Source organism: Cobetia sp. PDI-23MA (assembly GCF_059507735.1).
Genome location: NZ_CM183352.1, coordinates 2,090,036 through 2,110,687, shown reverse-complemented (window position 1 = coordinate 2,110,687; position 20,652 = coordinate 2,090,036). Strand labels below are relative to the sequence as shown.

15 protein-coding genes and 3 pseudogenes are annotated in these 20,652 nt (G+C 62.9%); 1 reads left to right on the top strand and 17 read right to left on the bottom strand.

All coding sequences use genetic code 11. From position 1 onward, the window contains the following. Positions 1–96: 96 nt before the first annotated feature. The 6 genes from AC5WNJ_RS08945 to AC5WNJ_RS08920 form a co-directional block, all read right to left on the bottom strand. The gene (locus AC5WNJ_RS08945; RefSeq protein ID WP_284891875.1) at positions 97–1,824 is read right to left on the bottom strand and encodes a thiamine pyrophosphate-binding protein; all 1,728 of its coding nucleotides are present in this window, start codon (positions 1,822–1,824) and stop codon (positions 97–99) included. Positions 1,825–1,946: 122 nt separating this feature from the next. Beyond that, complete coding sequence (locus tag AC5WNJ_RS08940; protein ID WP_153635877.1) at positions 1,947–2,750, bottom strand: aldolase/citrate lyase family protein; 804 nt, start codon at positions 2,748–2,750, stop codon at positions 1,947–1,949. Between the two features lie 3 nt (positions 2,751–2,753). Continuing rightward, complete coding sequence (locus AC5WNJ_RS08935) at positions 2,754–4,043, bottom strand: TRAP transporter large permease (RefSeq protein WP_054556959.1); 1,290 nt, start codon at positions 4,041–4,043, stop codon at positions 2,754–2,756. Next, positions 4,040–4,633 (bottom strand): TRAP transporter small permease, encoded by a 594-nt coding sequence (locus AC5WNJ_RS08930; protein WP_225346708.1) that lies wholly within the window; start codon positions 4,631–4,633, stop codon positions 4,040–4,042. Before AC5WNJ_RS08930 ends, AC5WNJ_RS08935 begins: the two co-directional genes overlap by 4 nt. 2 nt (positions 4,634–4,635) lie before the next feature. Next, positions 4,636–5,628, bottom strand: coding sequence for a TRAP transporter substrate-binding protein (locus tag AC5WNJ_RS08925; protein WP_153635876.1), 993 nt, complete (start codon positions 5,626–5,628; stop codon positions 4,636–4,638). Positions 5,629–5,980: 352 nt separating this feature from the next. Continuing rightward, positions 5,981–7,288: an O-acetylhomoserine aminocarboxypropyltransferase/cysteine synthase family protein gene (locus AC5WNJ_RS08920; RefSeq protein ID WP_225348137.1), complete on the bottom strand. Its 1,308-nt coding sequence runs from the start codon at positions 7,286–7,288 to the stop codon at positions 5,981–5,983. Between the two features lie 272 nt (positions 7,289–7,560). On the opposite strand from AC5WNJ_RS08920, the gene AC5WNJ_RS08915 reads away from it, so the two are divergent. Continuing rightward, positions 7,561–8,367, top strand: coding sequence for an alpha/beta fold hydrolase (locus tag AC5WNJ_RS08915; RefSeq protein ID WP_495929401.1), 807 nt, complete (start codon positions 7,561–7,563; stop codon positions 8,365–8,367). Between the two features lie 46 nt (positions 8,368–8,413). Here AC5WNJ_RS08915 and AC5WNJ_RS08910 read toward each other — a convergent pair whose 3' ends face one another. The 11 genes and pseudogenes from AC5WNJ_RS08910 to AC5WNJ_RS08860 form a co-directional block, all read right to left on the bottom strand. Beyond that, positions 8,414–8,812: a helix-turn-helix transcriptional regulator gene (locus tag AC5WNJ_RS08910; RefSeq protein ID WP_153635874.1), complete on the bottom strand. Its 399-nt coding sequence runs from the start codon at positions 8,810–8,812 to the stop codon at positions 8,414–8,416. Then, a pseudogene (locus tag AC5WNJ_RS08905) lies at positions 8,802–9,383 on the bottom strand (DDE-type integrase/transposase/recombinase); the annotation flags it as partial. The pseudogene AC5WNJ_RS08905 and the gene AC5WNJ_RS08910, both read right to left, overlap by 11 nt. A gap of 13 nt (positions 9,384–9,396) precedes the next feature. Next, positions 9,397–10,648, bottom strand: a pseudogene (locus AC5WNJ_RS08900) (ISL3 family transposase). A 178-nt stretch (positions 10,649–10,826) separates the two neighbouring features. Beyond that, positions 10,827–11,054: a glutaredoxin family protein gene (locus tag AC5WNJ_RS08895; protein ID WP_153635873.1), complete on the bottom strand. Its 228-nt coding sequence runs from the start codon at positions 11,052–11,054 to the stop codon at positions 10,827–10,829. Between the two features lie 145 nt (positions 11,055–11,199). Further along, the gene (gene choxAB / locus AC5WNJ_RS08890; protein ID WP_153635872.1) at positions 11,200–12,879 is read right to left on the bottom strand and encodes a cholesterol oxidase; all 1,680 of its coding nucleotides are present in this window, start codon (positions 12,877–12,879) and stop codon (positions 11,200–11,202) included. Between the two features lie 16 nt (positions 12,880–12,895). After that, positions 12,896–13,831 (bottom strand): pyrimidine-specific ribonucleoside hydrolase RihA, encoded by a 936-nt coding sequence (gene rihA / locus AC5WNJ_RS08885; protein WP_153635871.1) that lies wholly within the window; start codon positions 13,829–13,831, stop codon positions 12,896–12,898. A 174-nt stretch (positions 13,832–14,005) separates the two neighbouring features. Then, positions 14,006–14,650 carry a DsbA family oxidoreductase gene (locus AC5WNJ_RS08880; RefSeq protein ID WP_284891874.1) on the bottom strand — a complete coding sequence of 215 codons (645 nt, stop codon included), beginning with the start codon at positions 14,648–14,650 and terminating at the stop codon, positions 14,006–14,008. A gap of 283 nt (positions 14,651–14,933) precedes the next feature. Then, positions 14,934–15,953, bottom strand: a complete 1,020-nt coding sequence (mmuM, locus tag AC5WNJ_RS08875; RefSeq protein ID WP_153635869.1) for a homocysteine S-methyltransferase — start codon at positions 15,951–15,953, stop codon at positions 14,934–14,936. A gap of 202 nt (positions 15,954–16,155) precedes the next feature. Next, positions 16,156–17,303 (bottom strand): annotated as a pseudogene (locus AC5WNJ_RS08870) (amino acid permease). A 365-nt stretch (positions 17,304–17,668) separates the two neighbouring features. Next, positions 17,669–18,955: a 4-aminobutyrate--2-oxoglutarate transaminase gene (gene gabT, locus AC5WNJ_RS08865; RefSeq protein WP_404813616.1), complete on the bottom strand. Its 1,287-nt coding sequence runs from the start codon at positions 18,953–18,955 to the stop codon at positions 17,669–17,671. Between the two features lie 137 nt (positions 18,956–19,092). Continuing rightward, a complete protein-coding gene (locus AC5WNJ_RS08860; RefSeq protein ID WP_153635868.1) occupies positions 19,093–20,586 on the bottom strand; it encodes an NAD-dependent succinate-semialdehyde dehydrogenase in 1,494 nt (497 codons plus the stop codon). Positions 20,587–20,652: the final 66 nt, after the last annotated feature.

The window sequence follows — 20,652 nt, the reverse complement described above, 5'->3', positions numbered from 1 at the left end:
TCTGGCGGCATGGTTCAACTGTTCTGACTGGCGACCTTCCCGCCTTCGGGCGACGGGAAGGTCGTCCGAAGGCGGGAAGGCGCGCCTCCCTGTGACTTACTCGGCTGCGTTGCGCGTGAGGGCATCTTCACGGATGCCGCTGAGCAGCTTGCCCGGGGCGATGCCGTCCGGGTCATAGCGCAGCTCGATCAGGGCCGGCAGACGCTCGCGGTCGGCGAATTCCAGGGCGCGCTTGAAGCTTTCCTCGAAGTCCTCGTCCTTCTCCACCACCTGGCCCAGGCCGCCGTAGGCGGTGACCAGCGCGGCGAAGTCCGGGTTGGTGAAGGTCAGCGCGATCTCGCGGCCCGGGAAGTCGTTTTCCTGGTGGGCGCGGATGGTGCCCCACATGCCGTTGTTGAACACCAGCACCACGACGCCGAGGCGGTACTGCAGTGCCACGCCCAGTTCCTGCAGGTTCATCTGGAAGCAGCCATCACCGGCGTAGCAGACGGCGGGGCGTTCCGGGAATTCCAGCTTGCTGGAGATGGCGGCGGGCAGGCCATAACCCATGGAACCGACGGTCGGGGCCAGCGAGCTGCCCAGGCCACGGAAGCGCACGTAGCGGTGTGCGTAGAGCGCGTAGTTGCCGGCGCCGACGCTGATGCAGCCCTTGCCATCGAGAATGCGGTCGACGGTCAAGCTGACCTTGTCCAGGCTCAGCGGGCCCGGCGACGGCTGCTCTTCCAGCGTGGCCAGGTAGGCGGCGCGCGCCTCGCGGGTAATGCCGGACCAGCGCGGGGCGCTATCCGGGGACAGGGTGGAGAGCGCCAGTGCGAAGCCGTTGACGTCGGTATTGATGGCCAGCGTCGGCTGATAGACACGGCCCAGCTCTTCCGGGTCTGCGTAGATGTGCACCAGCTTCTGGGTCGGCACCGGCGACTGGATCCAGCTGTAGCCTTCGCTGGTGGCTTCGCCGATACGGGTGCCGACGGCGATCACCAGATCACTCTCGACCAGCTGCTGACGCAGCGCGTCATGCATGCCCATGCCGACGTGACCGGCGAATTGCGGCAGTTCGGCATCGACGCACTCCAGACGGCGCCAGGCGACACCGGTGGGGATATCGAAACGCTCGGCGAAGCCTTCCAGCGCGACCTGGGCATCGCGGGTCCAGCCGCTGCCACCGACCAGCAGGAAGGGGCGCTCGGCAGTCGCGAGCAGGCGCTTGAGCTCATCCAGCTGCGGCTGACCCGGATAGGTGGCCAGACGCGGGTGCGGCTTGACGTCCGCGACCTGGGCTTCGCCCCACAGGGTGTCTTCGGGCAGTGCCAGCACCACCGGTCCCGGACGGCCGCTGCGTGCCACCTGATAGGCACGCGCGATGTATTCCGGAATGCGCGAGGTGTCGTCGATCTGCGCGACCCACTTGGTCATCTCGCCGAACATGCGGCGGTAATCGATTTCCTGGAAGGCTTCGCGCTCGATGAAGTCGCCCCCGACCTGACCGATGAACAGGATCATCGGCGTGGAATCCTGATAGGCGGTGTGCACGGCGATGGAGGCGTTGGTGGCGCCCGGGCCACGGGTGACGAAGCACACGCCCGGCTCGTTGGTCAGCTTGCCGTAGGCTTCGGCCATGTAGCCTGCGCCACTTTCCTGGCGGCAGACGATGGGCTCGATGGAGCCCTTGTGCTCATTGAGTGCATCGATGCACGGCAGGTAGCTTTCGCCCGGCACCAAGAAGACACGCTTGGTACCGTGCAGACGGATCTGATCGACGAGAATCTGCCCGCCATTGCGCAGCGGCAGAGTGGAAGCGGAGGAAGTGTTCGCGGCCTGAGTCATGGGAGTGCTCTCGTTGTTGAGAATTCGAATGTTGAGAATTCGGATGTTGAGAAATCGGTGTTGAGACGTCGGTAGTTTTGACGCGGTAATGAATTCGGTGCGGCGCTCAGCAGGGCAGCGGCTCAGGTCTGAGGCGCGGTGCTGTCGACGGGCATCGGGTCAGCGCCGCGAGCGGGCATGAGGTCGTAAAGCGCCTCGAGCTGTTCGGGGTAGATGACGCAACGCGCCTGCAGCCCCTGCTGATTGGCCCAGTGCTGGTCGGTACCCAGCCCGTGCTTCCAGCGCCACGGGCCATCGATGGCCAGCCGGCGATGGGTCTTGCAGGCTCTCGCCAGCCGCTGACGCCACGGCTTGAGCGTCTCGGTGATGGTGGCGGCGGGCTGGTCGGGCATCAGGCCCAGATCCGTGGCCAGATCCCCGGTACCGATCAGCGCTCCCAGCAGGCGTGGCGTGTCATCGCCCGCGGCGAGCAGTTCCTCGGCGGCCAGCAGTCCGGCCTGGCTTTCCAGCGTCGCGACGCTCTTCAGGCTGCCCCGTGGCAGGTCATGCAGGGCTTCCTGCTCGGCGAGGGCGTCATCCAGCGCGGCCAGCTGGGCGCGTTGCCCGACGGCGGGCAGGAAGATGGCGGCGGGAGTCCCGGTGGGATCGCCCAGGGTGGTGCTGATCAGCTCTGCCAGCTCTTCGCGACCGCCGTGCTCCAGCAGGTTGAGGCGCACGGCCGGCCACACCTTCAGGGCACGGGCGCGTCTGGCGAAGTCGGCGAAGCGACTGATGGCAAGCTTGCGTCCGGCGGCCGGGGTGAACTCTTCGAGATCGACCACGATGGCATCGGCGCCGCTGGTGAGGGCGGCCTGCAGACGGGCGTCGTCGTCACCCGGCACGAACAGCCAGCGCTGGGGAAGCTTGTGGTCCATGGCGGTGGTCATCACTCAGCCCTCCATCAGGTTGGGCAGGAACAGCACGAGTTCCGGAATGAAGGTGATCAGCATCAGCACGGTCAGCATCGCGCCCAGCATCAGGCCCAGCGGGCGCAGCGAGTCGCTGACGTTGATGCCCGCGATGCGACAGGCGGCCATCAGGTCGATCCCCAGCGGCGGCGTATTGGCGCCGATGGCCAGATTGACGGTCAGCAGTACCCCGAAGTGCACCGGGCTGATGCCGTATTGCGCCAGCAGCGGCATCACGATGGGCGTCACGATGATGATGATTGCCACGCTTTCCATGAAGGACCCCAGTACCAGCAGCACGGCGGTCAGCAGCAGCAGGACGCTGATGCGGCTGTCGGTGAATTCGCCGATCAGCTGGGCGATGGCCTGCGGCACCTGCTCGTAGGTCAGGCCCCAGGCGAACATGCCGGCCGCACCGATGATCAGCAGGATGGCGCCGGTGGTCTCGGCGGTTGCGCGGACACTGTCCAGGAAGCCGCGCCAGGTCAGGCTGCGATAGACACAGGTGCCGATGATGATGGCGTAGAGAATCGCGGAGGCGGCGGCTTCGGTGGGCGTGAAGACCCCGAAGCGGATACCGCCGATGATCATCACCGGTACCATCAGTGCCGGCATGGCACTGAGCAGGGCGCGGCGTCGCTCGCCGGGCACACGGGCCGCGACACCGCCCGACCAGCCATGCTTGCGTGACATGTAGAGGGCGACGCCGACCAGCGCGACGGTCAGCATCAGGCCGGGGATGATGCCGCCCATGAACAGCTGGCCCACCGAGGTATTGGAGGTGGTGCCGTAGACGATCATCACGATGCTGGGCGGAATCACGGTGCCGATGGAGCTGGCGGTACCGACCAGCGCACTGCTGAAGCCCTTGTCATAGCCGTTGCGGGCCATGGTGGGCAGCAGCATGCTGCCGATGGCGATCACGTCCGCCACGCCGGAGCCGGACAGCGCGCCGAACATCATGCAGGCAAGAACCGCGACCACTGCCAAGCCGCCGCGGATGTCACCGACCATCGCCATGCACAGGCGTACCAGGCGTTCGGTCAGCCCGGCGCGGTTCATCAACTGGGCGGCGAGCACGAACAGCGGGATCGCCAGCAGGGTGAAGCTTTCCATTCCGGCCACGAACTGCTGCGCGGAGACCATCATGGGCGCGGCACCAAAGGCCAGCAGGTAGAAGAGGGCCGACATCAACAGCGCGAAGGCGATGGGAATGTCGATGAGGATGCCGAGCGCGAAGACGCCGAGCAGAGCCAGGGCGCCGAGTGTCATGGGGCATCTCCTTGGCGAGATGAAGCGTTGTCAGACGCAGTGGTATCTGTCTCGTGAATCTCGGCTGCGATGGCCGAAGGGCTCAACAGATGCTCAAGCTGGATCAGGGCCATTGCGGTGCAGCACAGCGGCACGGACAGATAGACGATACCGGCCGGAATCTGCAGCGCAGTGGTGGTCTGACGCATGGTGATGGCGGTCAGGTCCATGCCTGCCTTGGCCAGCATCATCAGCATGATCAGGATCATGACGTCAGTGATGCGGCAGGTGATGCGCTGGATACGCACCGAGCGCACCAGCAGCGGCAGCAGGCCCGCACTCAGATGCGTGCGGTTGCGGGTGCAGGACACCGCGGCCAGCAGGGTGGTCCATACCAGTACCAGCTGCGGCAACTCTTCTGCCCAGTGCGGCGGCTGACCCATGACCCAGCGCATGAAGACGGTCCAGATCACCAGTGCCGACAGCGCGGCGACTCCGCTGGCAGCCAGGGCCAGACAGCCCCGGCAGCTCCAACGTGAGAGGGTGATCATCAGGGTACGCACGGCACACAACACGGCCAGCGGCTTGACGGAGGGAGTGGCGGAAGACATCGTCACTCGCCCTTGCGGTATTGCTCGACCAGGCCCATCAGCTCAGGCCCGAAGACGTCGGTGTACTCGGCCCAGACACCCTGCACCTTGGCATTGAAGGGCGCGGTATCGACCTCGTTGACCTGCATGCCGGCCTCTTCCAGCTTGGCGACCAGCTCGGCGTCATCCTTCTGGGTCATCGCGCGCTGCTTGTCACGCCATTCGTCGGCGCTCTTCTGCACTGCCGCCTGATCCTGCTCGGAAAGCTGGTTCCAGGTGAAGTTGGACATGGTCAGACACGCCGGTGCCCAGACGTGACCGGTGAGGGAGACGTAGTCCTGCACTTCGCTGAAGGAAGAGGAATAGATGATGGCCAGCGGGTTTTCCTGGGCATCGAACACGCCCTGCTGCAGCGCGGAGTAGAGCTCACCGAAGGACAGCGGTGCGGGGCTTGAGCCCAGCGCGGTGAAGGTATCCAGACGCATCTTGTCCGGCGTGACGCGAATCTTCAGACCCGCGAGGTCTTCCGGGGTGGTGATGGGGCCACGGTTGTTGGTGACGTGACGGAAGCCGTTCTCCCACCACGACAGGATCTTCATGTTGTGCTCGTCGGCGATGTCCTCGAGCGCATCGCCCAGCTTGCCGTCATAGGCTGCGTAGGCGTGTTCGCGGTCCGGCCAGGAGTAGGGCAGTTCGACGATGCCGAAGCGCGCATCCAGCGGCTGGAAGGAACCACAGCCGATCACGCCGGCCGGCACACTGCCGATCTGCATGCCTTCGACGACGGTCTTCTCGTTGCCGAGCTGACCACTGGGGAAGACCTGGAAATTGACGCGGCCATCAGTGGCCTCGGCGACTTCCTTGGCGAAGCCTTCCGCCGCGATGTTCCAGCTATGGGTGGGCGCCAGCACGTGGCCGAGCTTGATATCCTGGGCCTGAGCGGCGCTCAGCGGCAAGGCACAGGCCACCGCGATGGCGGTGGTCAGCAGGGCTGGCTTCAACTGGACGGATTTCATCGGGACACCTCTTGGAGTTGTTATCATCGTGACAGGCGCCTCTGTGTGCGCCTTGAGCCAAGAGTGTGTTCTGCTCGTGTATTTCGGTAGTTTCGATTTTTTATTCTTGGTATTAACCAGATTTATGCTGGGTCTGGATGTCCCGCCGACCTAACGGTTCAGCGATATGTATACCGTTATCTTTCTTGTCGTCTTTTGCAGGTCTGGCAGGCCTGAGAGAAGTACAGTCATCGGGATACGCAACACAAGGCGCCCGCAAAGAAGCGAGTCTTCGCGGGCGCTGAGATATGACTGAGACTGCCTGGTTGGCGCCTCAATGTCGCCTGACTGTCGTTTAGGAACCGCTCCCGCGTCAGGCCACCGCCTTGTCCAGTGCCTGGCTGACATCGGCGATGATGTCGTCGATATGCTCGATCCCCACCGAGATGCGCACCAGATCCGCCGAGACGCCGGCCTTGGCCAGTTCTTCCTCGTTGAGCTGACGGTGAGTGGTGGAGGCCGGGTGACAGGCCAGTGACTTGGCATCGCCGATATTGACCAGGCGCAGAATCATCTGCAGCGCATCGATGAACTTGCCGCCGGCGATGCGCCCGGCTTCGGCCTTGTCGTCACCTGTCGCGTCCGTCTTGATGCCGAAACTGATGATGCCGGAGGCCTTGCCACCGGTGATCTTCTGGCAGGTGGCGTGATAGGAGCTGTCCGGCAGGGCACCGTAGTTGACCCAGCTGACGCTCGGGTGCTGTTGAAGGTATTCGGCCAGTGCGAGCGCATTGCTGCAGTGGCGCTCCATGCGCAGGCTGAGGGTTTCCAGGCCCTGCAACAGCAGGAAGGCACTCTGCGGTGACAGTGCCGCGCCGGTATTGCGCAGCGGCACCACGCGACAGCGACCGATATAGGCAGCCGGGCCGAAGGCTTCGGTGTAGACGACGCCGTGGTAGGAGGGGTCCGGCTCGTTGAGGATCGGGAAGCGGTCCTTGTTGGCGACCCAGTCGAACTTGCCGGAATCGATGATGATGCCACCCACGGTGGTCCCGTGGCCGCCGATGTACTTGGTCAGCGAATGGATCACGATATCGGCGCCGTGATCGAAGGCGCGGCACAGCACTGGCGTGGCGACGGTATTGTCGACGATGAGTGGCACGCCATGCTTGTGAGCGATCTCGGCCAGACGCGCGAGATCGACGATGTTGCCGGCAGGGTTGCCGATGGATTCGCAGAACACGGCGCGGGTCCTGTCATCGATCAGTGCTTCGAGGCCTTCGAAATCATCGAAGGCTGCCATGCGTACCTCGACCCCCTGACGCGGTAGGCTGTGGGCGAAGAGGTTGTAGGTGCCGCCATACAGCTGGCTGGTGCTGACGATGTTGTCGCCGACCTGTACCAGCGCCTGGATGGCATAGGTGATCGCCGCCATGCCGGATGACACCGCCAGCGCTGCGATACCGCCCTCGACGGCGGCCATGCGTTGCTCCAGCACGTCATTGGTCGGGTTCATGATGCGGGTATAGATGTTGCCCGGCACCTTGAGGTCGAAGAGATCCGCGCCATGCTGGGTATCATCGAAGGTGTAGGAAGTGGTCTGGTAGATCGGCACCGCCGCGGCCTTGGTGGTGGCTTCCGAGGTATAGCCGTGATGCAGGGCGAGGGATTCCAGCTTCATGTTGTCAACCGACATGACAGTGTCCTTGTGCGAGAGCGTGGCGAAGTTCTTGTTCTGTCGTGCGCTTTTCGTTCGTGCGCTTTTCGTTCGTGCTGTTTGCGATCGTGCGGCTGCGATCTGCCGCCAACACCAACAGGGGCGCATACCGCGACGACGCCCAACATTAGCAATGGGTCATCAGGATGTCTAAGCGTTTCCCGGCGCGGGCTGTGGCAGTGTCTTGAGAGCAACAGCTCGGAGATTCCACCATGGTGGGCACAGGAGACATGGATGTGACATCACAAGACATCATATGCCAGCAGAACTGGTTGCAAGGCCCGTATGGTGCGTTGTTCGTGGCCCGATGGCAGCCTGCCGTTCCGGCCATTAACCCAGTGCGTGCGCCCATCATTCTGCTGCATGACTCACTGGGCTGCGTGGCGCTGTGGCGAGGCTTTCCTGCAACGCTGGCGGTCAGTAGCGGACGCGAGGTAATCGCCTACGACCGGGCAGGCTTCGGCCGTTCGGAGGCACGCCATCACCCCATGCCGCTGGATTTCATCGAGCAGGAGGCTCGCGGCGACTTGCAGGCCGTGATCGAAGGGCTCGCGCTGGAGCGCTTCATCCTGCTTGGCCACAGTGTCGGCGGGGGCATGGCCATCGCCGGCGCCGCGACACATCATGCGCGTTGTCAGGCTGTTATCACGCTGGCGGCGCAGGCGATGGTCGAGGAGCTGACCCTGAACGGTATCCGTGAAGCGCAACGCCTGTTTGCCGAGCCCGACCAGCGCGCACGACTTGCCCGATATCACGGCTCCAGGACCGAGTGGGTGCTCAGCGCCTGGATCGATAGTTGGCTGGCCCCCGCTTTTCGTGACTGGTGTCTCGATGCCTCTCTGGCAGCGTTGCGTTGTCCGTTGCTGGTGATCCATGGCGCGCAGGATGAGTACGGAAGTGCTTCCCAGCCGGCGCGCCTGACCGAGAACGCGGGGCGCGGCGCTGAGCTGCATCTTCTCGACGACTGCGGACATGTTCCGCATCGCGAACAGCCAGAGGAAGTGATGACACGACTTGTTCGCTTCCTTGCCGCTTGCGCCTGACATCCAGCGCCTTGCCCTGACCGTCCCCCTTGCATGTCGACTCACCCTACACCGCGCTGTTGTCAATGACAGGCCGCTGACTGGGCGGCACGCCGAACTGGCGACGAAAGGCGGTGGCGAAATTGGCGGCGCTGCGATACCCCGCCATTTCGGCCGCGGCCTCCACCGTGACATTGCGGTCCTGAAGCAGGTGAGCGGCACGGACCAATTGTCGTCGTCTCAGGTCCTGCGTCATGGTCTGGCCGTAGGCATCGCGATAGCGGCGCTGCAACTGGCGCACGCTCATGCCCAGACGAGCGGCGATCTCCGCCTGGCTTTGATAGGCAACTTCCCCGTTGTGGATCCAGTCTTCCAGCGTTTCCTTCCAGTCTGCCGTCTCCCGGGGAGGATGCCTTTCCCCGGCATCCGTCTGGGCGGGTCTGGCCGCCAGGCATTCACTGATCATCTCCAGCGCCAGCGATGTCGGGTTCCGTCTGATTGACTATAGCTTGCGTAAACAGCTCAGGTCGTTCAACCTGCCACTCCTTCATTGCTGCTATAGGCGCTTTGTGGTGTAGTGCCTTCTGAGGAATGTGGTGGTTATAGAGCCAGCAATAACGCTCGAGTGTCTGTTCTAAATCCTCACTTGAGTCATAACGCCGAGTCGCCAGAACATCGCTGATACGCCCATTGAAGCGCTCCACCATCCCGTTCGTTTGGGGTCTGCCTGGCCTGATCAATCGATGCTCAATACCATGGTTCTGACATTCCTGATCGAAAAGATGATTTCCACTGGGCTTACGTTCGCCACCCACGGTGAAGCGATCGGTAAAGGATTTACCATTGTCCGTGAGCACGGTTCGAATCGTGAAGGGAGCCTCCTCTTCCACACGCTTCATGAACGCCTGGGTGTCCTTTGCAGATTGACTTGATCTGACCTCCAGATACACCCACCGAGTGGCACGATCAATCGCGACGTAGAGATAACGCTTCTGATCTTCGTCAGGCATTTGGGGCAGGTGCTTGATATCAATGTGGCTCTTCGACGTTTCATGTGGATTTGGCTTCATCCAGCATGCGCCCCACGGGGCTGCCGATCAGGTAGATCATCGCAATGAAATTGCTTTCGTTTCGGTAGCCGCGAGCGCGAGATCTGGCAGCCTGAAAGAGGCCGTTCATGCCTTCCAGACATGCGTTCGTCAGGCCTGAATACCAGCGCCTCACAACCTGATCGGCATGTCGCTCCAACGTATTGAGTGCTTTTGCCATTGGCTTGAGGAGCGTGTGGCCGGCGACTGCCTCACGCATCACATTGAGGTAATTCGTGATGCGCCAACGAGCCCCGCGCGCTGTCGGTGCGCGACGAATCCACCTCAGCTTTTCCTTGATGATCCATGCATTCGCGGTAGCCCTTTGGTCAGCAACCAGCTCCCGGAGGGCGACCAGCTGCTTTTCCGTCAGGTTGTGGTTATCCATGCTTTTCAGCACTGCCCAGCGCAGGGCCCTGGGATGGGCTTTTTCTCGACGTTCCCGCTTACGCACTTCATCCAACGCCTTGGTGAACGTCTGCACGATATGGAACCAGTCAACCGTCACTCGAGCATCAGGAAGATGTTTCGCAGTGCCATTGAGGAAGGCCGGAGACATGTCACACACGACTTCAACCACATTGCCCGGGGCGCCGCCATGTGCCTCGAGAAAGGCGCTGAACGCCTTGATCGTCTCTTTGCCACGTCCCTGGACAGCAAAGATCACCGGCTCTTGTTGGCGTTGCATATCGAGAAATACGGTGACGTAACGTTGCCCTCGACGTGATGCCGTTTCGTCTACCCCGACATTGGCAACCTGAGAAAGATCCAGGTCTCCCAGCATGCGGCCTACGTAATGATGCACGATGCGCCACAGACGCTTGTCAGTGACTTCCAATTGCCGAGAGACGGCGAGCACAGGCATCTCCCTGACCAACGACATGGCAGCCTGTTAACAGTGTGAAACCACTATCAGGGCGAGCCCAGGGCACCTCGACTCGCTTGACGCCGTGCTCTGGACACCGGGTGCGAGGAACGCGGGCATGGAGATAGCAATGATGCTGAAAGAAGTTCAGGTGTCGCCAGGACTTGTCGGCAAAGTCATGCGCCGGGCATGCCTTGCCGCATTCCGGGCAGGCATAAAGGCTCCCCCGGTCGGCTTCCACGTAAAGCTCGAGACGATGCGGAGATGACGTGGTATCCAGATGCTGGTCCTTGAGTTTCCAAGGCGCTTGCAAGCCCAAACCAAGGGTCAGGATCTGAGTACCATCCATGTCAATTCTCCAGTCTGTTCGGGGCCCCATATCCTGGACCATTCTAGGGCACTAATTCCACACCTGGCGTCGAAGAGCCGTTTTTATAAATATTTTCAGTTTCCGGCCCATGCAGTAGGCGGTTGTCAGGGTAATGAACTGTATCCAGAAGATACTGCTGTCATAAAGAGTACTCCTCTCAACCCCTATACAACTGATTGAAGCCTTTCACGCTGAAGCCCTTCAGGAACTGATCGCCAATCTTCAGGACCGGCACGCTGCGAAAGCCGGTCTTGGCGAATTCCTTTTGTCCCGCGGGGGATCGGACATCCACCAGGCGGAAGCCGATCTTCTGCTGCTCCAGATATTGCTTGGCTGTCTTGCAGTGGGGGCAGTTGGCCATGCTGTAGAGTGATACCCGTTTCATTGCTGTTGCTCCCGTGTTGATCGATCCCGCGTGTTGTAGGCACCTGGCCTGAGGCGCTGGCGGGCAATGATACCAGCCGTCGCTTTCTCTCTCTCTACACCAGCACTTCCTGCATCAGCACATTCCACACCACGCATTCTGCAGATCATTCCTTGCGCGGGATATGGCTCATCGCATGTTCCGCCAAGGCGGTGATGGTCAGGCTTGGATTGACGCCCAGGTTGGCGGCGAGCATCGAGCTGTCACAGATCAGCATGTTGCGATAATGGAAGACGCGATTCTGGCCATCGCAGACGCCGTCCTCGGGGGAGGCCGCCATGGCCGCGCCGCCCATGCAGTGCGCCGTGGTCGGGATGTTGAAGAGTATCTCGGGGATGCTGCTGCCGGGGATGGCGCCAATGGCCTCTGCGCCACGTGTGACGAAGTCATTCGCCTCGGGGATGAAGGTGGGTATTCGCTTGCCTTCGGTGACCAGCGCCTTGCGAAATGGCCAGTACCACAGGCGTTTGAGCGTCATGTCGAGGTGGCCCTCTGCCGTCTGCATGCACAGAAAGATGATCGTTTCCTTCGCGAAGCCCCACGGCAGCTGGAATTTCAGCGCGCGGCGCGGATTGGCCGCCACCACCTTCGCCATGGCCTTGAGCCACGAGAAGGGGCGTGTCCAGCTAGGCTTGCCCCTGGCCATCGCGGTGAACAGCAGCCCCATGAAATCGGAGCCCGCGGGATAGCGCGTGGCTTCGATATGGGTGTGCTCATCGATATGGATGCCGGAGCCAATGGCGATGCCCTTGGACATGTCATCGCGACTTCCCGGCATGCGACAACTGATCAAGGACTCCGCATTGGTGCGCATCCGCTTGCCCAGCGCGTCCGAGAGGTTCGGCAATGAGCCCTTGTCCTTAAGGCGGAACAGCAACTCCTGGGTGCCGAGCGACGAGCCTGCGAAGACGATGGACTGACAGGTGAACGTGCGCTTGCCTCTGCCAAGATAGAGCCCGGCGAAGGTGGAGGGCACCGTCGTCACCACATAGCCATCGGCCCCATCCGCCTTGCCATTGAGCGGTACGACATCGATCACCTTGGTCTCGGCGTGCACCTTGGCGCCGTGCTTCTCGGCCAGATAGAGATAGTTCCTGTCGAGTGTGTTCTTGGCGCCATGACGGCAGCCCATCATGCAGCCGCCACAGCCGATGCAGCTTTTTCGTTCAGGCCCTTCGCCAGCGAAATAGGGGTCTGGATGGGTGCTACCGGCGGCGGGCGTGCCGCTTTCGCCCTCGGGGCCGAAGAAGATGCCGACCTCGGTGGGGTACCAGGTGTCTTCGCAGCCGGCGACTTCCGCCATGCGTTTCAGGGCGTCATCCGCCGGCGCGATGATCCGGTTGGTCGTCACGCCGAGCATCCGCTGCGCCGTGGCGTAGTGCTCTGGCATCACCGCATGCCAGTCATTGAGTCCTGCCCATTGGCCGTTGTCCCAGATCCTTGCAGGCGGCACCAGCAGTGTCTGCGCATAGGTGATGGAACCGCCACCCACCGCGTTGCCGTGCAGCACGATGACATGGCGGAAGAAGCTCATGGTGAAGAAGCCGCGCAGCCCCAGCATCGGTCGCCACAGCCAGCGGCGAAGACGCCAGTTGGAGCGGGGCATGTTGTCCGGCGTCCAGCGCTTGCCCTGTTCCATGACCGCCACGCGATAGCCTTTCTCGGTCAGACGATGCGCGCATACCGAGCCGCCAAAGCCCGAGCCCACGATCAGGTAGTCGTAGTCGAAGCCATGGCCGTGCTCTTGTGGCGCAGTGGCGCTGGCGTGGCGATCAGCGGTCGTCATCGATAGTCATCGGTAGTCATTGATAGCGCTTGAGCTGTTGCGCGATCAGGTCAACGAAGCCCTGGCGGTCGATCTCGAACAGCACCCTGGCGTTGTGTGGCTTGCCGGTGAGCTGGTAACGGTCGACTACCGTCATGCCCTGGATATGCTCGCCCTGTGTCTCGACCCCGACCCAGCACTCGACAGCGGTGAACAGCTCAGGCTTCAACAGCCAGGCGATGGTGCAGGGGTCATGCAATGGCGCACCGGTGAATCCCCACTTGGGGTCGCGATGGTAGATCATGAAGAAGTCGAGCAACTCGGCGACACATTGGGCGACGGGATTGTCGATGGCGCGGATACGCTCGATATCCTCGTCCATGACCTGCGCCTGATGAGTGACATCCAGCCCGCACATCACGATGGGCAGGCCGGACTTGAACACCATGTCGGCGGCTTCGGGGTCGACGAAGATGTTGAACTCGGCGGCGGGGGTCCAGTTGCCGACCCCTGCCGCGCCGCCCATCAGCACGATGCTGTCGATACGCGAGTGCAGCTCAGGGTAGGCAGCGAGAAACAGCGCGATGTTGGTCAGCGGGCCAGAGGGCACCAGCGTGACCTTCTGCTCACAGGTGCGGACCTTCTCGGCCATCAGCTCGATGGCGCTCTGGGTGACGGGGGCGAAGGCGGGGTCTGGCAGTTCGGGGCCATCCAGGCCACTTTCGCCATGCACGTTGTCGGCGATGATCAGCTCACGCGCCAGCGGCTTGGGCGCACCACCGGCGACCGGAATGTCATGCCGCCCCAGCAGGGTGAGCACGCGCAGCGCGTTGTTGAGGGTCTTGTCGGGGGTCTGATTGCCGGCGCTGGTGGTGACGGCCAGCACGTCGAGCGCGTCTGAACTCAGGGCCAGAATCAGCGAGATGGCATCGTCGTGGCCGGGATCACAATCGAGAATGATGGGGCGCGGCATGCAGCAATCCTTGTCGTGAGTCGTCTTGTTGTCGTGATTTGCCTCTATGAGCCTTTCCTTTATGCCTGAACGCAAAACGACACGCCATCCTTGCGAAGGGCGTGTCGTCTGTCCGTGCATGGCATTCGCGCTTGGTGACAGCGCTTGGCGTCAGTGCGAGGCAGATCTATCCGTCTACTGGGCGCGTGCCTCGTTGAGCATCTGCACCAGCACTTCCACCGGCTGTGCGCCGGGTACGTAGTACTGGCCGACGATGGTGCTGGGCACCGACTGGATACCGGCGTTGCGCAGCGCTTCCTGCTGGGCGGCGACTTCCTGCTCGCCCGCGTCGGATTCGAGGAAGGACAGCGCCTGTTCGACGCTCAGGTTCTCATCGTGCTGGCTTGCGATCTCTGCCAGCACCTGGCGGTCGCCCACGTCCTTGCCATCGTGGAAGTAGGCGCTGAACAGCGCTTCCAGCAACGGGCGCTCCGCCAGGCCCGCGGACTGCTGGCGCCAGACGATACGCTGGGCGTCGGTGGAGTTGGGCGTGCGCTTCATCAGGGCATGACGGAAGGTGACGCCGCTCTGCGCGCCTGACTGGGCCACCTGCGCATCCAGCTCCACGCCACGCTCGACACTGCCGAACTTCTGCGCGCGATAGTCGGCGCGCGCCATGCCTTCACGTGGCACCCACGGATTGAGCTGGAAGGGCAGGTAGCTGACGCGCACTTCATCCTTGAAGTCGAGTTGCGCGATGGCGTCATCAAGATGACGCTTGCCGATCCAGCACCAGGGGCAGACCACGTCGTAGGCGACCTGGATATCGAGCTGTGACATGGGGATTCTCCTGCTGATCTCTCACGCGCTCTTCAATGGGAGCCTACGGCCATCTTGAGAGCATGTCGGAATGATTTTGAGTAATCGCTCATCAGTGTCCTGCCATCCTAGCGATTTGGGGCGCGGGACGCTACCGAAAACGCCCTGACCGATCATGCGACATGACCGGACAGGGCGTTCGTGTTCAGTGCTTGGAGTTCAACACTTCGAGTTCAGTACTTGGAGCTCAGTGCTGCGTATTCACTGCGGCGTACTCAGCGTTCGTATCAGCCCCGTGCCTCAATCAACTCAGCGCCTTGCGCAGGTCCGCCAGGGCGCGGATGTCGTCCGGGCCGGTGCGGCAGCAGCCACCGATCGCCGTGGCGCCGGCGGCCAGCCAGCGCGGTGTCCAGCCGGCGAGATCATGGTCGTGGTCAAAGCCGTGTTCAAAACCGTGCTCAACGCCCTGGCCCTCGTCATCAGCCGAGACGGCACAGGCGGCAGACCAGGTCTTGGTGATCGGGTCATAGACCTCACCGGAGTTCGGGTAGATGACGATGTCCTTGTCGGTCTCGCCACGAATCTCACGCACCAGCGATTCGATGTGCTCAAGCGCGGTGCAGTTGACGCCGATGGCGACCACCTGCTCGCAGTCGGCGATGGCGCGCACGGCGTCTCGGATCGGCGTGCCGTCGCTCAATTCGGTGGCATTGCGCGCGCTGAAGGCGATCCAGGCACGCGCCGTGGGGAAGTCATCGCGCAGCAGATCACACACGGCCAGTGCTTCCTCGGCACACGGCAGCGTCTCCACGGCGAGAATGTCCGGCTTGGCATCGAGCAGCGTGGCGAGACGGGCACGGTGGAAGTCGCGCAGACCAGCGCGGTCCAGCGCGTAGCCACCACGGTATTCGCAGCCATCGGCGAGATATGCGCCATAGGGGCCGACGGAGGCCGCGACCAGCGGCGGGCAGTCCAGACGCTCCGGGTGCGCAGCCAGGTACTCGCTGCGGGCCTGCGCCGCCAGGGTCACGGAGCGCTGGATCAGCGCGCTGGCCTGGGTCTCGCTCAGGCTGCGCGCCATCAGGCCCTCGAGCGTTGCCTGGTAGCTGGCGGTGGTGGCGACATCGGCGCCGGCCTCGAAGTAGGCGCGGTGCACATCGACGATCGCCTGCGGCTCATCGGCCAGCACTCTGGCCGACCACAGCGAGTCATAGAGATCGAACCCGGCGCGCTCAAGTTCGGTGGCCAGGGCGCCATCGACGATCAGGAAGGGCTGGCGCGCGGTGATGGCGCTCAGCGGATTGCGGGTGGCATCAGCGGGCATCGAGGGCCTCCTGTGGAGTCGGGGAATTCGCGGCGTCGGCAGACGTGCGATGGGTCAGAGAGTGGACCAGATAGCACAGCGCCACGAAGGGCACGCCGAAGTAGAGCGCGATGCGCTGGTTGGGATCGAAGGCGATGCCGATGCAGGCCAGCGCGCAGAACAGGAAGGCGGCAATCGGTACGACGGGATACAGCGGCGCGCGCTAGGTCAGCTCGCTGGCACTATGGCCGGCCTTCAGCCACTGGCGGCGGAAGCTGAACTGACTGGCGGCGATCGCCATCCACACCTGGACCACGGCCAGCCCGGAAATCGACACCAGCGCCAGATAGAGGGTGTCCTCGGCATACACGCTGGAGAGCAGTGACAGCAGGCCACCGAGCATGGTGATCAGCAGGGCGGGCACCGGAATGCCGCGCTGATTGACGCGACTGAACACACGCGGCAGCGTCTTCTGGTCCGCCAGGGTCCACAGCATGCGGGAGGCGGCGTAGAGGCCGGAATTGGCCGCTGACAGTAGCGCGGTGATGATCACGAAGTTCATGATATCCGCTGCGTAGGGAATACCGGTGAGCTGAAAGACCGCCACGAAGGGGCTTTCCTTGAGGCCGGCGCTGTCCTGCGGCAACAGGGCGGCGATGACGATGATGGTACCGATGAAGAAGATGATCAGCCGCCACAGGGTCGCGCGAATCGCCAGCGGCACGTTCTTCTCGGGGTTCTTGCTTTCGCCTGCGGCAATGCCGATCAGCTCGGTGCCGGAGAAGGCGAAGCTGACAGCCAGCAGCGTCATCAGAATCGGCATCACGCCGTGATCGAATACCCCCTCCTGCAGGATACGCGTGATGCCCGGCGCCTCGACGTTACCCGCCAGGGGCGTGAAGCCGAACATGGCGGCGGCCCCCACCGCGATGAACACGATCACCGCGGCGACCTTGATCAGCGACAGCCAGAATTCGGATTCGGCGAAGAAGCGCGCCGAGACGATGTTCATGCCGAACACGATCAGCGAGAAGATGGCGCACCAGACCCATGGCTCGACGCCGGGGAACCAGCGCCCCATGAATACGGCGGAGGCGGTGAATTCCGACCCCAGCGCCACGGCCCAGGTCAGCCAGTAGAGCCAGGCCACGGTATAGCCGGTGGCAGGGCCAAGATAGCGGGTGGCGTGGGCGCTGAAGGCGCCGGGTTCCGGGTGATGCACGGCCAGTTCGCCGAGACACATCATTACCAGATAGACCACCAGTCCGCCGATCAGGTAGGCCAGTACCGCCCCGCCGGGCCCGCCTGTTGAATGGTATAGCCGGAGCTGAGAAACAGGCCGGTGCCGATGACACCGCCGAGGGACAACATCACCAGGTGACGCTGCTGCATGCTGCGTTTGAAGTCGTGGGCGTTGCTGTCAGTCATGGTCGGGGTCACTCGAGGGGCTGCCGATGAGAAAGGGCTCTCTCTGGCAACCTTCATTCATGATGGCGTGTGGCATGGCGATAATCGGTCGGGAAGACGCAGAAATTCAGCGAATATCATAATTTAATCAATTAGTTACCACAAAAGGCTGCTTGGGTTGATTGGCTATATGGTTAGATGGGCAATCAGCTGCGATGCATGTCCTGGCCCAGGGGGGGGCATCCAACACAGCGAGCTGCGCTGGAAACGACAACGGCCACCCTAAGGTGGCCGTTGCTTGGCTTGTCTGTCTCATGACAGGCCGTGGATCAGACGAGGCTTTCCAGCGCCTTCTCGACGATGTCGAGACCTTCTTCCAGCACTTCCGGCTCGACCGTCAACGGCACCAGCACGCGGATGGAGTTGGAGTAGAAGCCACAGGACAGCAGGATCAGTCCCAGCTCCTTGGCCTTGGCACACACCGCCGCCGTCGCGGCGGGGTCCGGCTTGCCATCGGCATCCACCAGCTCGAAGGCCGCCATGGAACCCTGATTGCGTGAGTGCGCGACATGCGCGAAGCGTTCTTCCCACTGGGCGAAACGCGCGGCCAGTTGCTCGCCCATCTGGGTGCTGCGCTCCAGGATGTTCTCCTCGCGGATGACGTCGATGACGGCCAGGGCCGCAGCGCAGGACAGCGGGTTGCCGCTGTAGGTGCCGCCCAGCGAGCCCGGGCCGGAGGAATCCATCACCTCGGCGGTACCGACGACGGCCGACAGCGGCATGCCGTTAGCCAGACTCTTGGCCATGGTCATGATGTCGGCTTCGACGCCGCTGTGCTCCATCGCGAACAGCTTGCCGGTACGCGCGAAGCCGGACTGCACTTCATCGGCGATCAGCAGGATGCCGTGCTCGTCACACAGCTCACGCAGGGCGGTCAGGAAGCTCGGCGAGGCGATGTAGAAGCCGCCTTCGCCCTGCACCGGCTCAATGACGATGGCGGCGGTGCGGTGCGGTGCGAGGTCAGTCTTGAACAGGGTACGGATGGCGTTCAGGGACTGCTCTTCGCTGATGCCGTGAATCGGGTTTGGGTAGGGCGCACGGAAGATATCACCCGGCATCGGACCGAAGTCGTTCTTGTACGGCAGCACCTTGCCGGTCATCGCCAGGGTCATCATGGTGCGGCCGTGGAAGGCGCCGTCGAAGGTGATGACGCCGCTGCGTCCGGTGGCGGCACGTGCGATCTTGATGGCGTTCTCGACCGCTTCCGCGCCGGAGTTGACCAGCAGGGTCTTGCGTTCCGGGCCACGCACCGGCGTCAGCTCGGCCAGCTTCTGGCTCAGTTGCACATACGGCGCGTAGGAGATGACGCCCGCGGCGGTGTGCATGACCTTGTCGAGCTGTGCCTTGACGGCGGCGACGACCTTGGGGTGACGGTGACCCAGGTTGAGCACGCCGATACCACCGGCGAAGTCGATCCAGCGGTTGCCGTCCGCATCCCAGATCTCGGCGTTCAGCGCGGTGTCGGCGAACTGCGGTGTGGCAGTGACGGCACCCTTGGCGACGTACTTGTGCTTGAGGACGTCGAGTTGTTCGTTGCTCAGCTGAGAGTGGCTCATGTCAGGTCCCTTTTCTTGTTGCCGGTGGCATGGCGCGGGCCATGCCACCGATGTGCAGTAAACGTGGTGGGATAACATTGTGGGACGTCCTCTCGAGGCATCGGCGCGATGCGTCGTCGCGAGGCGCCCTCGCAGGATCAGAGGCCGCCGATGCAGATGTACTTCAGCTCGGTGAACTCTTCCAGACCGTGGTGAGAACCTTCACGACCCAGACCGGATTCCTTGATGCCACCGAAGGGCGCGAGTTCTGTCGAGATCAGGCCTTCATTGACGCCGACCATGCCGTATTCCAGCGCTTCCAGCGTGTGCCAGATGCGGCGGTAATCGTTGGCGTAGAAATACGCGGCCAGCCCGAACGGGGTGTCGTTGGCCATCGCGATGGCTTCCTCGTCCTTGCCAAAGCGGAACACCGGCGCCAGCGGGCCGAAGGTTTCTTCAGCCGCGACGACCATTTCCGTGGTGACATCGGCCAGTACGGTCGGCTCGAAGAAGCTGTGACCGAGAGCGTGCTTCTTGCCGCCAGTGACCAGGCGCGCGCCCTTGTTGACGGCATCATCGACGTGGCTCTGCACCTTGCTGACCGCCGCATCATTGATCAGCGGGCCGATGGTGTTGCCTTCGACCAGGCCATCACCGACCTGCATGCTTTCAACGCGTGCCGCGAGCTTCTCGACGAAGGCGTCGTAGACACCGTCCTGGACGAGGAAGCGGTTGGTGCACACGCAGGTCTGGCCGGCATTGCGGAACTTGGAGGCGATGGCGCCATCGACGGCCGCATCCAGATCGGCATCATCGAAGACGATGAAGGGCGCATTGCCGCCCAGCTCCATCGCGGTCTTCTTGACGGTGGAGGCACACTGCGCCATCAACGTCTTGCCCACCGGCGTGGAGCCGGTGAAGGACACCTTGCGGATGCGCGGATCGGTGGTCAGCACTTCGCCGATGGCGATCGGCTTCATGGCGGTGACGACACTGATCAGCCCCTTCGGCAGGCCGGCTTCCAGCGCCAGGTCCGCCAGTGCCAATGCGGTCAGCGGCGTGGCTTCAGCCGGTTTGATGACCACGGCACAACCTGCGGCGATCGCCGGGGCGCACTTGCGGGTGATCATCGCCAGCGGGAAGTTCCACGGCGTGATCGCGGCCACTACGCCGATCGGCTCGCGCAGTACCATCAGACGCTTGTCGGCACCGTGGGACGGCAGGGTCTCTCCGGCCATGCGCTTGGCTTCTTCGGCGAAGAATTCGATGAAGGAGGCGCCATAGGTCACCTCGCCACGCGACTCCGCCATCGGCTTGCCTTGTTCCAGCGTCATCAGCTGGGCGAGATCTTCACGATGCGCCAGCACCAGATCGAACCAGCGACGCAGCAGTGCGGATCGCTCCTTCACCGGCACCTTCTTCCAGGCGTTGCCGGCGGCCTCGGCCGCGGCGACGGCGTCACGGGTGTCATCGGCGCTGACCTCGGCGACACGGGCCAGCTGCTCGCCGGTGGCCGGATTGGTCACGTTGAAGGTGGTGCCGGTCTCGCGGTGCTCGGTACCGATGAGCGCCGGGACGAAGACGTCGCTGCTGGTTTCCGAGTTGACGTAGCGCTTCAGGAAGTCGCTGATCGGGAGGGCGGAACGGGACATGTGAAGCTCCTGCTGCTGACGATGGTCGTTGGACACGAATACGGGCTGCGGAGATTGGTTGCGCTA